Origin of the sequence: Methylocystis sp. IM3, assembly GCF_038070105.1 — a bacterium.
Classification (GTDB): domain Bacteria; phylum Pseudomonadota; class Alphaproteobacteria; order Rhizobiales; family Beijerinckiaceae; genus Methylocystis.
The window spans coordinates 131,722-144,674 of sequence record NZ_JBBPBZ010000004.1 but is presented as its reverse complement, the minus strand read 5'-3'; the positions used below and the strand labels follow the sequence as shown (position 1 = coordinate 144,674).

Annotated in this window: 11 protein-coding genes; 5 read left to right on the top strand and 6 right to left on the bottom strand. The window is 62.3% G+C overall.

What is annotated here, in order from left to right:
- Positions 1 to 53 precede the first annotated feature (53 nt).
- Together WOC76_RS20875 and WOC76_RS20870 are read right to left on the bottom strand one after the other, a co-directional pair.
- On the bottom strand, positions 54 to 2,192 hold the full coding sequence (locus tag WOC76_RS20875; RefSeq protein WP_341102140.1) for a ParB/RepB/Spo0J family partition protein: 2,139 nt from the start codon (positions 2,190 to 2,192) through the stop codon (positions 54 to 56).
- Between the two features lie 171 nt (positions 2,193 to 2,363).
- Positions 2,364 to 3,560, bottom strand: coding sequence for a DUF932 domain-containing protein (locus WOC76_RS20870; protein WP_341387460.1), 1,197 nt, complete (start codon positions 3,558 to 3,560; stop codon positions 2,364 to 2,366).
- Positions 3,561 to 4,080: 520 nt separating this feature from the next.
- Between WOC76_RS20870 and WOC76_RS20865 the strand changes: the two genes are divergently transcribed.
- On the top strand, positions 4,081 to 4,596 hold the full coding sequence (locus WOC76_RS20865) for a DUF2478 domain-containing protein (RefSeq protein ID WP_341102146.1): 516 nt from the start codon (positions 4,081 to 4,083) through the stop codon (positions 4,594 to 4,596).
- 187 nt (positions 4,597 to 4,783) lie between these two features.
- Here WOC76_RS20865 and WOC76_RS20860 read toward each other — a convergent pair whose 3' ends face one another.
- The 4 genes from WOC76_RS20860 to WOC76_RS20845 form a co-directional block, all read right to left on the bottom strand.
- Positions 4,784 to 5,134, bottom strand: a complete 351-nt coding sequence (locus tag WOC76_RS20860) for a TOBE domain-containing protein (RefSeq protein ID WP_341102148.1) — start codon at positions 5,132 to 5,134, stop codon at positions 4,784 to 4,786.
- Complete coding sequence (locus tag WOC76_RS20855) at positions 5,131 to 5,577, bottom strand: winged helix-turn-helix domain-containing protein (RefSeq protein WP_341102150.1); 447 nt, start codon at positions 5,575 to 5,577, stop codon at positions 5,131 to 5,133. Before WOC76_RS20855 ends, WOC76_RS20860 begins: the two co-directional genes overlap by 4 nt.
- Positions 5,578 to 5,649: 72 nt before the next feature.
- On the bottom strand, positions 5,650 to 6,225 hold the full coding sequence (locus WOC76_RS20850) for a DUF2478 domain-containing protein (protein ID WP_341102153.1): 576 nt from the start codon (positions 6,223 to 6,225) through the stop codon (positions 5,650 to 5,652).
- Between the two features lie 18 nt (positions 6,226 to 6,243).
- On the bottom strand, positions 6,244 to 7,110 hold the full coding sequence (locus tag WOC76_RS20845; protein ID WP_341102156.1) for a xanthine dehydrogenase: 867 nt from the start codon (positions 7,108 to 7,110) through the stop codon (positions 6,244 to 6,246).
- Positions 7,111 to 7,696: 586 nt separating this feature from the next.
- Here WOC76_RS20845 and fdhF point away from each other — a divergent pair.
- From fdhF to WOC76_RS20825, 4 genes are read left to right on the top strand one after another with little or no spacing between them, the layout of a single operon-like run.
- A complete protein-coding gene (gene fdhF, locus WOC76_RS20840; RefSeq protein ID WP_341102158.1) occupies positions 7,697 to 10,576 on the top strand; it encodes a formate dehydrogenase subunit alpha in 2,880 nt (959 codons plus the stop codon).
- Between the two features lie 45 nt (positions 10,577 to 10,621).
- Positions 10,622 to 10,885: a hypothetical protein gene (locus tag WOC76_RS20835; RefSeq protein ID WP_341102161.1), complete on the top strand. Its 264-nt coding sequence runs from the start codon at positions 10,622 to 10,624 to the stop codon at positions 10,883 to 10,885.
- 36 nt (positions 10,886 to 10,921) lie between these two features.
- Complete coding sequence (locus tag WOC76_RS20830) at positions 10,922 to 12,631, top strand: OFA family MFS transporter (protein ID WP_341102164.1); 1,710 nt, start codon at positions 10,922 to 10,924, stop codon at positions 12,629 to 12,631.
- A 45-nt stretch (positions 12,632 to 12,676) separates the two neighbouring features.
- The gene (locus WOC76_RS20825; RefSeq protein ID WP_341102167.1) at positions 12,677 to 12,943 is read left to right on the top strand and encodes a LysR family transcriptional regulator; all 267 of its coding nucleotides are present in this window, start codon (positions 12,677 to 12,679) and stop codon (positions 12,941 to 12,943) included.
- The last annotated feature ends 10 nt before the right edge of the window (positions 12,944 to 12,953 follow it).

Here is a 12,953-nt window from a genome sequence, read left to right as displayed (position 1 = left end):
AAAAAGGGCCCGCCATCGCTGGCGAGCCCCTCTGCAATCGACCTCGTGAAGGTTTACTCGGCGGCGACGCTTTGAGGGCCGTCGACTGCCGCCAGCTCGGCATCCTCGTCATGCCCGACGATTTCGTCGAATGTCCGTTCGCTTTCTGGCGCAGCGCCTTCTTCGAGCCGCGCCGATTCTTCCGACAGGGAAGGAGAGGTCGCATCCAAGGAAGGTTGCGGCCCGCGACCCGGCGTGCGCAACGGCTCGGGCAGCCAGCCCGCGCCAGTCAGAAGCGTTTCCGCCTCTCGCGCCATATCGCCCTTTTTGAGCGTCTCGATCCGTCGGGCGACATCGGCGCCTTTCGCCTCGCGCACTGCCTGGACGATGCGCGCCTTGGTGACCCGGCCGAGGAAATTGTCGACGGTCGGCGTCCAGCCCGTCGCGGCGACGTCGAGAGAGAGCGTCGAGGCGAGACGGTCGGCATGGGCGATCGCCCGCGGCCGGCGGCTCCAGGGCTCGTGCACGGCGTTCAGGGCCAACGAGACGCAATGCGCGAACAGACGCTGGCGCGTATCGGCGTCGAGGGTCGTCAGCACGTCCCACAGGTCCTGCGGCTCCGCCGGCAATTGCTGGGACCAGTCGAGATGGCGGGCGTCGACCAACGCGGCAAGCGGCGTGTCGGAGAGCCCCGGAGCTTGCGCGCCGAAAGAGACGTTTTTGGCTTCGATCTCGAAGCAGCTGTCCACAGCGTAGCGATAGAAAAGGCGCAGACACATGGCGTGGAGGGCCGCAAGAAACGCGATCGATGGATCTTTGCCCACCGCCTCGCGCAGCGCCAGCGTGCGATAGGCGGTCAGCTCAGTGAGCAATTTGTCGGGCAGGGGCCTGATCCCCTCATCCTCCTCGTCCGCAACAGCTCCGGATTGCCCGGTTTCGGCGTCGTCGGGCGCGAATGAGGAGCCCAGCGACGAACGCATCGCATAGGCTTCCCCCGCCTCGGTCACGACCTCAGGGGTCTCCGGCTCTTCGATCGGCGCCTCGTCCTCCGGCCGCACGTAGCCGCGCTCGACCCGAAGACGCCCCTCGCCGTTGATGCTGACAAAGACGCCAGCGCGGGCGATCTCCTCAGGGGCATAGAGAACCGGGCGATCCTCGAAGGCTTCGAGGGCCGCCTCAATCTCGGCGAGACGCGCGTCGACCTCCTCCGGGATCTCTTCCGAATCCGAATAGGTCGCCTCCAAGTTCTCGGCTTCGTTCCGCAGCGCCTCGCGGGCCGCCGCTTCCTCCTCGGTCAAAGGCTGGCGTTCGCCCTGCAGATGGCGAAGCCCATAGGTGTGGCCGTAAGGGAAGTCGATCGCCGTCTCGACCCATTTCCAGCCCTCTGCCCGAAGAGGCTCGGCGTCGCGCGCGAGCTTCTCCGCGACCAGCCGTTCGAGCAGCGGAACGCCCTGAAGCCAGCCGCCGTCGTCGCTCTGGAAGAGGTCGTGCATGATGGGACCGCCGGCAGCCATGTATTCTTCGGCCACATACAGCGCCCGTTTGTCGGAGGCCCGTACAGAGTCCTCAGTGAGCAGCCGACGAATCTGGTAAGCTTCCTTGTTATAGGAGCGCTGGATGGCTTCCCAGACCTGTTCCTGGCGCTCATGGTCGGGATTGACCGTAAAGGCCATCAGCTGGTCGAGGGTCATGCCGTCCTCGGCATAGACGTCGAGGAGCTTGGGCGACACGGAGGCCAGCCGCAGGCGCTGCTTGACGACGGCGACGCTGACAAAGAAAGCGGCGGCGATCTCCTCCTCGCTACTCCCTTTCTCGCGCAGAGTCAGGAACGCGCGGAACTGATCGAGTGGATGCAGTGGCGCGCGCTGGACGTTTTCCGCAAGGCTGTCTTCCTCGGCAATTCCCTCTATCCGCACGACGCAAGGGATCAGGGCGTCGCGGGCGAGACGCTTCTGCTTCACCAGTAGCTCCAGCGCGCGGTAGCGGCGCCCACCCGCGGGGATTTCGAACATGCCGGTCTCGGCGCCCTGGTCATCGAGCACCGGCCGCACGGTGATGCTCTGCAGGAGGGTACGGCGGGCGATGTCCTCCCCCAGCTCTTCGATCGAGACGCCTGCCTTGATCCGCCGCACATTGGACTGGGACAGCACGAGCTTGTTAAAGGGGATGTCGCGCGAGGCGCTCAACTGGATTTTTTGCACCGACTTGGTCATGGTCTTTAACTCCGCGACGGGCGACCGAGAGCCTCTCTCTCAACCTCCACACCGTCACGAAGCGCAGCGCCGCCCTCTAACTCTGAGAGCGACGCCGCAAACACTTAGTCGGGGAGGGAGCCGCCGCGGCAGCTGCAGGCTGCGCGTCAAGCCCTGCAAAGATGTAGATCGTCAGGCGACGTGCTTGAAGAGCTTCTTGGCGCGCGCCTCGAAATCGAGCCGCGCGTCTTGGTGGCTCTTCCCCCGCGCGACAGCAGTGATGCCCTGCACGAAATCGAACACGCTTTCGGGCTTGCGGCCTTCCTCGGCGAGGACTGTGCCGATGATCTTCGCCGTCTCGGCTTTCGAGAATCCGCGCTTGCGCAGGAATTCCGCGCGGTCGTCATCGTTGCGGGCCACGATCCGTTGCCGCGCCGCCTTGACGCCGTTGATGAACGGCAGGGGCGAAGAATCGGCGAAACGCGCCAACGCCGGCGCCGCCTCATGCGCGAAGCGCGCGGCGGCGTATTTTGAGTGGCGAATGGTGATCTCTTCGAAATCCTCCACGCCCCAGAGATTGCGATTTTGGCAAACAGCGCGCAGATAGAAGCTCGCGATCCCGAGCGTCTTAGCGCCCACCTCTGAATTCCAGCAGTAGAAGCCGCGAAAGAAGAGATCGGGCGAGCCGTCGGGGAGTTTGCCGGCTTCGATTGGATTGAGATCGTCGACGAGAAACAAGAAGACGTCCCGGTCCGAGGCGTAAAGCGTCGTCGTCTCCTCGGTGACGTCGACATGGGGATTGTAGATCCCGGTCGACCAGTCGAGAACGCCAGGCACTTTCCAGCGGGTGTCGCCCACGCCATTGCCAGCGATGCGCTGCACGGCGGAGACGAGTTCATGGTCGTAGATCCGGCCATAGTCGGGACCGGTCACTGCGCGCAATTCGACGCGATTGCTTTCGACCTCAAGCGTCTTCACCTGTTCGGCGCGATGAGAGGTCAAGCCATATTGCAGGTTGATTCCAGCGAGCGGCGCCGGGAGTTGACGAAGGTAAGCGGCCGGCGCGCCGACGAGGCTCGCGAGCTGGCTGAAACTCCAATGTGTCATGGCGACCGGACTGTTGGAACCCGGCAGTGCGAGTGAAAGCCGTTCGGCGTCGTCGCGGCTGGCTTCCACTCGGATCGCGGCGCTCTCGATTGTCCTCGTACGGCTGCGCTCGGTCCGCAAACGGACGGCGCCCAACAGATCCGATAGGGACAGGTATCGCTCGTCCTGCGGCCGAGAAAACCACTCCGACGACACGCGGCCAATGCGCTCGCCTCGGCTCGCGTCCACCTTGTAGCCGCCGTCACGGCCGCCAACCGTATCCAGAATTTCCACCTGCGCCATTGATCTTCTCCACAACGGACGCCGAGAGCCTCTCTCTCGGTCCTCAACCGTCACGGGAAACCAATCCCTACTCTAACTTTTATCTATCGGCCGCGAGGGATGGCGAATTTGCTCACTCGACCCAATCACGACCGAGATTTCGACTCCTTTCAACTCACCTGAAAAGAGAGCGCAGGTTCCGGCGCGAGATTTCTGGCAAGGGCATGGTTTGCAAGCGCCCGCCGCCGGCTCGCCTTTTTCCGGATACCGACAAGCACGAAGAGCAGCTTGCGGCAAGCCAGAATGCTTGAGGGGATATGAGATGGCCGCCACTACGTATTTGTGCAGCTCGAACACAAAGAGAGCTTTTCCGAAATGCGCATGAAGCAACGTAAGGAACAGCTGGAACGATCTAACGCACATTGTAGGGAAGCTATCGCGCCCCTATAGCGCGGCTGCGCAAATTTGAACTGAGTTTCTTTGTTTGACGACTAAAACGATATATAAGCAAGTCCCAGTTCAGTTGGCCAAGAGGCGAACAATGGCGCGTGCGACCGATAAAATTGCCGCAGTGGTTGGCGCCAACAGCGCGATCACTCAGTCTTTGTTCGTGACGCTGGTGGCGGAGTGGCAAGCCTCCGGGACGAAGATCGCGGGCGTCATTGCCGAACCCCATGGTCCATCCGACCGCACCTGTACTGCGGGCCTTCTCCGAGATATAACCTCTGGCGCAACTTACCAGATTCATCTTGATGCTCCGCCGGTGGGCACATCATGTGATATCGACGCCGCCGGCGTCGAAAGCGCCTGCGCAGCGGTGCTTAAGGCTCTTCCTGCCTGTGACCTCGTCGTTCTCAGCAAATTCGGGAAACTCGAAACCATGCATGCAGGTTTGGCCGCAGCATTCGAAGCGGCGGTTACGGCCCACAAACCCGTACTGACCACGGTCTCGGAAAGACATCGCGATTCTTGGAATGCTCTCGCCCCCGGGGCAGTCTCGTTGCCTGCAGACGAGGCGGCCATACGGGCTTGGTGGAGAGACATTCGCGATCAATAAGCGGAATTCTTCCCGATCTAAAACAACATCAACGAGAACCTCTAAACGCCCCTACGAGTCGAGTTGTTGTCGGTAAAGGCTATCTTTTTGTCGTTGGCTTCCTGCTTTGCATACTTCTTTCGGCCGTCGATGAAGCATGGCCCGCGATTTCGGATTCAATCTATCGACCGTTGCTACATGCCAGCAGTCAGTCGGCTGCGAGGATAACGTTTTCTGGCGCAAAATGAGCCGTCACCTGGCTCCCTTCCTCGACGACCATCTGCTCAACAATGCGACGGGACACGACGGCCGTCATGGTTTTTCCGGCGCCGATGTCGATCAGTAGTTCGCAGTTTCTTTCCGCATCGGTGCGGCGCGAGACGACGCCTGTAAAGAGATTGCGGGTGTCGTTATGAGATTGAATGGACGGGACCAGTTCAACGAAGGACGACTTCACCAATGCAATCACCTTCCGCCCGGGCCGAAGATCGAGATCGGCCGTCGCCTCATTGGTGATGACGGAGTAGAGCCTGTGCTCGCCCGAGATCTGGAGCGTCACTTCGACTCCACTGGCCATTTCTTGACTGACTCGACCTCGGCGCGAAACACATTGCGCGCCGAAATGCGGAGCCCGAGCCCCCACAGCGAGAAATCATCCACTCCCTCCAGGCCCTCCTTGGCGATCATGGACGAAACACTGGACAAGCGCTCTTCCAGCCTGTGGAAGGTCTCGATCAGCTTCAGCCCTTCCGCCGTCACTTCTGCGCCGCCGCCGCTCCTGCCGCCGGCCTTGGTCACGAACGCTGGGCTTGGCAGCAGATTGTTGATCGCCGTCACGGCGTCCCAAGCGGCCTTGTAGCTGAAACCAACCGCCTTGGCGGCTCTCGAAATGCTCTTGTGTTTGGCGACAGCCTCGAGAACCTTGATTCGGTCGCGTCCGACGAGAAGCTTGCCGTCGCTTCGCAGCGCAAGGAGGGCGTCGATCTTTCTCGATGTAGACATTGCAAGGGGCGTCCAATGTAACGACGCGCCAATCTTGCTAGATTCCGGCAAAAGTCAAAAAACAGCGCCGCCCTATGCACGCGCCCATGCTGAAGCCCGGGCTCCAATGGCGCGTTGGCCACATTCAATGTGTTCGCTCTGGAATTCCCACCACTCGGCCAAGGCGTCGACTCGCGCTTCGACGGACTGGGCGAGTTCGCCGGCGAATCGATCCCAGTCCTCGGCGACTGGCGGCGAAACGGCCGTAATGACAGGAATATCAGCCATCATCGCGGCTCGGAAAGCGTCGCATAGACCGCTGCGGGCGGCTTCGAGCTTGCCGAACTTGCTCAAAACGACCACGTCAACGCCGCGTTGAATAGCGTCCTCGATAACACCGCACGCGAGAGCCAGGCCGCCAGGATCGAGATTGCAGGCCTCCGAACCTGCGCCGAGCTTCTGAGTGATTGGATAGGTATCTCCCGAGGCCAGATCGCGAACGCTGAGGCTCTTGCAGCGCCCTTCGTCTCCACACGAAGAAATCTCCACGACGCCGGCGACGCGAAGGCCCTGACGGCTCAATTGTTGAGCGAAAGCCAACAGCGTGGACTGGATCAACGGGCTCGCGGCGCCTTGAACGGCGGCGATGCGCTTTACGGCTAAATTCATTGCGCTCTCCGGTTTCAATCAATGCGGCATCAATTGCGAGGTGACTGCGAAGCGGCGCTTAGGCGCTTTTTCGATCGCCTCGACGACCGCCACGGCGATTGCTCGACCTCGCTCATCCGTGCCCGTCCAGCACGCCTGACGTCCGCGCGGGTCGATCTCCGCGAGCTTCACGCCGCCTGGCGCAAGCGTCCCGTCTCGTGCGATCCCACGGAGACGGCCGTCCATAGGCGCTCGGACCGGCAAGCCGTCGAGATAGCCGATGACATAGCCCCGAAAGACCATCGCGCCGATGTCGAGCGGCGTGCGCCAGACACCTTGGGCAGTCGAATAGACAAACCGCTCGCTACCGACCCCGCCGAGCGCGCGGGCGACGCCATCGGCTCGGAGCGTCTCCCCCGCCGCCACCAGGTCGCCCGTTCGCGCGGGGTGCGTCTCGACCGCAATGTCGCAGTTCAGGTCGACGCTGAATCTTGGGCCGATCCCGATTGAAAGCCCCGCGACGCCACGAAGATCGGGAGTGATCCGGTGCTTCTGCATGCGCGCGTCGACGACGATGGCCGGGGTCCGTAGCGTGATGAGGTCCGTCAGTTGGAGCGGGGTCACGGCAACCGCCCCGGAGGTTGCGAGCGCCTCGACGATCTCGACCGCGGATTCCGCGCGTTTGCCGAGGATGCCGTCGACCGCCGCCCGGTCGTCATAAAGCGCATCATGGAAGGCCATGCCGCGCCGAATGACAGGCGGAAAGGGATCGTGGCTCATGACGACCCGGAAGCGCTCCCAGGAAAGCCGGACCGCGATCGCCGAGGCGATTTCATTGGTTCCGAGGATGATGGCGTAAGGATCCGCGTGGTCCGAGAGAAAGCCGTGTGGGCAAAAATCGTCCATGCTGAGGCTCCTTTCTAAAAGGGCCGGAGCAAGGCATGGGCCAGATCGCAGTAGGCACTATATTGTCATTATATATAGCGACTATCACAGGAACCACCGGAGCCGGGTCGTCGCTTAACGCGCAACGTCCGTCGGAACCAAGCCAATTTGTAGGAAAGCCGCCAGCACGGGCTTCTGCCGGACGCTTGACGACGTCAATGATCGCTTGCCTTGCAGGGATAAGTAATGACCCCCTAAACCCTGGAGCGGAAATTGCGCTGCGCAAGGCGCTTCGAAACTTAGACCGGCTTGCATTCTCGATTCATCGCTGTATCGTTATGTAATAAAAACATATATATGTCGTTATAGTTACGTATATTCGAATTTTCGCGTTGCAGCATAGGCTGAATATTGCCGCTAAATCCTAGTCTTTGCCGGCCGGGCGGCATTATTCTAGAAGCAAATAACCCCATGGATATTAGGCTGTTGATCAAAAAATACTTCTAAGTCATCTGTCGCGCGTCCCCGCCGGCGCATGAGCCCTGACCAGGACAGGCGCGGATTGATCGCAGCGCGCGGAAAGCCGAGCAGGCAAGGATTTTGAACGATGACTCTCATCAAGGAAATCGATTTCGGCACGCCGGCGTCGCGGTCTGAGACCCTCGTCACGCTGACGATCGACGGCAAGAGCGTCACTGTCTCCGAGGGCACGTCGATCATGCGGGCGGCGATGGAGACCGGGATCGAGATCCCGAAACTCTGCGCCACCGACATGATCAAATCCTTCGGCTCCTGCCGTCTCTGCGTCATCGAGATCGAGGGCCGCAACGGCACGCCCGCCTCCTGCACCACGCCTGTCGCACCGGGCATTTCGGTGAAGACGCACAGCCAGCGCGTCGACGCCATCCGTCGCGGGATCATGGAGCTTTACATCTCCGACCATCCGCTGGATTGCCTCACCTGCGCGGCGAATGGCGATTGCGAGCTGCAATCCATGGCCGGCGCCGTCGGCCTGCGCGACGTGCGCTATGGCTATGACGGCAAGAACCATGTCTTCGCGCGCAATGATGGGACGCCCAACGACGAGTGGCTGCCGAAGGACGACAGTAATCCCTACTTCACCTACGACCCGTCCAAATGCATCGTCTGCAACCGCTGCGTCCGCGCCTGTTCCGAGGTGCAGGGGCAGTTCGCATTGACCATCGAGGGCAGGGGGTTCGACTCGCGCGTCGCGCCCGGCGTCCACGAGGCCTTCATGGACTCGGAATGCGTCTCATGCGGCGCCTGTGTGCAGGCTTGCCCCACTGCCACGCTTATCGAAAACTCCGTCATCGCCATCGGCCAGCCCGAGCATTCGGAGGTCACGACCTGCGCCTATTGCGGGGTGGGGTGCGCTTTCAAGGCGGAGATGCGGGGCGAAGAGGTTGTCCGCATGGTCCCCTGGAAGGACGGCAAGGCCAACCACGGCCATAGCTGCATCAAGGGCCGCTTCGCCTATGGCTACGCCCTACATCGCGACCGCGTGCTCTCGCCGATGATCCGCGAGAAGATCACTGACCCTTGGCGCGAAGTAAGCTGGGAGGAGGCGATCTCCTACGCCGCGTCGCGTTTCAAGGACATTCAGGAAAAATACGGCCGCCTGTCGATCGGCGGCATCACCTCCTCGCGCTGCACCTGCGAGGAGACCTATCTGATGCAAAAGATCATCCGCGCGGGTTTTGGCAACAACAATGTCGACACCTGCGCACGCGTCTGCCATTCGCCGACCGGCTACGGGCTCAGCCAGGCATTCGGCACATCCGCCGGGACGCAGGACTTCGACTCGGTCGAGGAATCCGACGTCATCCTCATCATCGGCTGCAATCCAACCGACGCGCATCCAGTCGTCGGCTCGCAGATCAAGAAGCGGCTGCGCGAAGGGGCCAAACTCATCGTCGTCGATCCGCGCCGCACCGAGCTCGTCCGCACGCCGCATATCGAGGCGGCTTATCATCTGCCGTTGAAGCCCGGCACGAATGTAGCGATTGTCACGGCGTTGGCGCACGTGATCGTGACGGAAGGTCTCGTCAACGAGGACTTCATCCGCGCCCGCTGCGACTGGGACGAATATCAGGACTGGGCCGCCTTCGTCTCTGAAGAGAGGAACAGCCCCGAAGCGGTCGAAAAATACACCGGCGTTCCGGCGCATCTCGTGCGCGGCGCGGCGCGGCTTTACGCGACCGGCGGCAACGCCACCATCTATTACGGCCTGGGCGTCACCGAACATAGCCAAGGGTCGACGACCGTCATGGCGATCGCCAATCTTGCCATGGCGACCGGCAACCTCGGGCGCAAGGGCGTGGGCGTCAATCCGCTGCGCGGGCAGAACAATGTGCAGGGCTCCTGCGACATGGGCTCCTTCCCGCACGAATATCCCGGCTACCGGCACGTCTCCAGCGACGATACGCGCGAGCTCTTCGAGAAGGCCTGGGGCGTTCCGCTCGATCCGGAGCCCGGCCTGCGCATCCCGAACATGTTCGACGCCGCGGTCGAAGGTCGCTTCAAGGGGCTCTATGTGCAGGGCGAGGACATTCTTCAATCCGACCCCGACATCAAGCATGTCTCCGCCGGTCTCGGCGCGCTCGACTGTCTCATCGTGCAGGATCTTTTCCTGAATGAAACGGCGAATTACGCCCATGTCTTCCTACCCGGCGCGAGCTTTCTGGAGAAGGACGGCGTTTTCATCAACGCCGAGCGCCGCGTGCAACGCGTACGCAAAGTCATGAGCCCGAAGGCGGACTATGCGGATTGGGAGGCGACGCAGCTCCTCGCCAACGCCATGGGCTGCGGCTGGAACTACACGCATCCGAGCGAGATCTGGGCGGAAATGGCGAGCCTCACGCCGCCATTCGCGGGCATTTCCTACGAGAAGCTCGACGCGGTCGGCTCGGTTCAATGGCCCTGCACGGACGCGGAGCCGGATGGCATGCCGATCATGCACATCGACGGCTTTGCGCGCGGCAAGGGCAAATTCGTCATCACCGAGTATGTGCCGACCGACGAGCGCACGGGGCCACGCTTCCCGCTGCTGCTGACGACGGGGCGCATTCTGTCCCAATACAATGTCGGCGCGCAGACGCGGCGCACCGAAAACAGCCAGTGGCACCCCGAGGACGTGTTGGAAATTCATCCCCATGACGCGGAACTGCGCGGGGTGCGCGACGGCGACTGGGTGCGGGTGCAAAGCCGCACCGGTGAAACGACGCTGCACGCCAGAATCACCGACCGCGTGGCGCCCGGCGTCGTCTACACGACCTTCCATCACCCCTTGTGCCAGACGAATGTCGTCACGACCGACAATTCGGACTGGGCGACGAACTGTCCCGAATACAAGGTGACCGCGGTGCAGGTATCGCCCTCCAACGGCCCGACCGAATGGCAGGAGCGCTATCGTGAGATGGCGGAGAACAGCCGCAGAGTCGAGAACGCCTCGTCCCCCGCAGAATGAGGCTCGGACCTTTGCGAGCAAGCCAGTTGGAACGGGAGGCAAGAAGTGAACGCGCCCCAACGACACCAGCAATTCGCCTTCTTCGTGGAACCTCGCGAGCGCATTGACGCCGCGGCGGCAGAGAGGCTTGTGCGCGCCAGGAAGATGGCTGGATATGTGACCCCCGGCAATGCAGCGTCCTTTTTCCGCTGGAAGAGCCCCGATTATTTTGAGCACGAGGACGGCGCCCGCATCATCACCGCCGACGATGCGATGCGTTACGCGCGGGGTTACCGGGTCAGCGCACGCTGGATATTGATGGGCGCCTGAGCGGTTTTGAAGCCAAGCAAATCCGGGAATAGGGATATGAGTCTTCTTTCAGCCAGCGAAAGCACGTTTTTCAGCCGCGAGCGCACCGTCGCCTCACCCGCCTTCAATCGCTGGCTCGTGCCGCCGGCGGCCCTCGCCATTCATCTCTGCATCGGCATGGCCTATGGCTTCTCGGTGTTCTGGCTACCGCTCTCGCGCGTCGTCGGCGGCGCCGCGCCCAGGGACTGCCCGGCCGACATGGGCTTCTTCTCGACCCTCGTCGCGACGGATTGCGACTGGAAGATCAGCATGCTCGGCTGGACCTTCACGCTGTTCTTCGTGCTGCTCGGCTCGTCGGCCGCGATCTTCGGCCATTGGCTGGAGAGCGCCGGCCCGCGCAAGGCGGGGCTCGCCGCCGCCTTCTGCTGGTGCGGCGGCCTGCTGGTCTCGGCGCTCGGCGTCTCACTGCATCAGATCTGGATGCTCTGGCTCGGCTCGGGCGTCATCGGCGGCGTCGGACTCGGACTTGGCTACATCTCGCCCGTCTCGACCCTGATCAAATGGTTTCCCGACCGGCGCGGCCTCGCGACAGGCCTCGCCATCATGGGCTTCGGCGGCGGCGCCATGATCGGCGCGCCGCTTGCCGACAAGCTCATGGGCTTCTTCGCCACCCCGACCTCGCCCGGCGTCTGGCAGACTTTTGTGGCGCTCGCCGCCATTTATTTCCTCTTCATGGTCTCGGGCGCGCTCGGCTATCGCGTGCCGCCGGACGGCTGGGCGCCGAAAGGCTGGACCCCGCCCGCCCCCGCCGCCAACGCCCTCGTCACCCATCGACATGTGCATCTCGACGTGGCCTGGAAGACCCCACAGTTCTGGCTGCTGTGGGGCGTGCTCTGCCTCAATGTCTCGGCCGGCATCGGCGTGCTCGGCATGGCCTCGCCCATGTTGCAGGAGGTATTCGGCGGCCGGCTCATCGGGCTAGACACCGGCTATGACGCGCTGACCGCCGACCAGAAGAAGCAGATCGCCGCCATTGCGGCGGGCTTCACCGGGCTCCTGAGCCTGTGCAACATCGGCGGGCGCATCGGCTGGGCCTCGGCCTCCGACACATTCGGACGCAAGGGAACCTACGCCATCTTCTTCGTGCTCGGCCTGCTGCTCTATGGCGCGGTTCCCTTCGCCGCCAAGGGCGGCATCGTCTTTCTCTTCGTGCTGCTCTTCGCAGTGATCATCACCATGTATGGCGGCGGCTTCTCGACCATTCCCGCCTATCTCGCCGATATTTTCGGTATCCATTACGTCGGCGCGATTCACGGGCGCCTGCTCACGGCCTGGTCGACGGCGGGCGTGCTCGGTCCGGTCCTGGTGAACTACATCCGCGAATATCAGCTCTCGATCGGCGTGCCGCGCGAGGCGGCCTACAACCAGACCATGTATGTTCTCGCCGCTCTGCTGCTCGCGGGCCTCGTCTGCAATCTCCTCGTCCGCCCCGTCGACGAAAAATATTACATGACCGACGAGGAGGTCGCGGCCGCCAAGAAGACGAGCGTCGCCGCCATCCGCGAGGAAGAAAAAGAGCCGCACGCGGATTTCGAGGATTACGTCGAGGACGAGCTGGAACCCGTGACCGAGCCGGCGATGCCCATCCGCGCCCGCGGCGACGGGGCAGTATCACCTGTGTTGCTGCTCGCCTGGGCGGCAGTCGGAATCCCCCTCGCCTGGGGCGTGTCGATGACCGTGCTGAAGGCGCTGGCGCTGTTCCGGTGAGAGACATCTAAGAGTGATCAGCCCTCAATGGAGGAGGCAATCAGAATGATGATCCACGATCTCCATCATTTCGTTGCATTGGCGCGTGAACGCAATTTTGCTCAGGCCGCTCAGGCGTGCAATGTCACGCGAGCAACCGTTGTGACGTCTATCTGCGATCTGGAAAAATATTTGGAAGCGCCTCTGATTACGACGCAAAGCAGCCCGATCACCCTGACAGCGCATGGCGAAAAAGCCTTGTCGTGGGCGCGTAAGATCATCCAAGAATATGAGATGATGCAGGCCGATCTGTGCGGCGCTCGTCGCCAGTGACGCTGCTGCG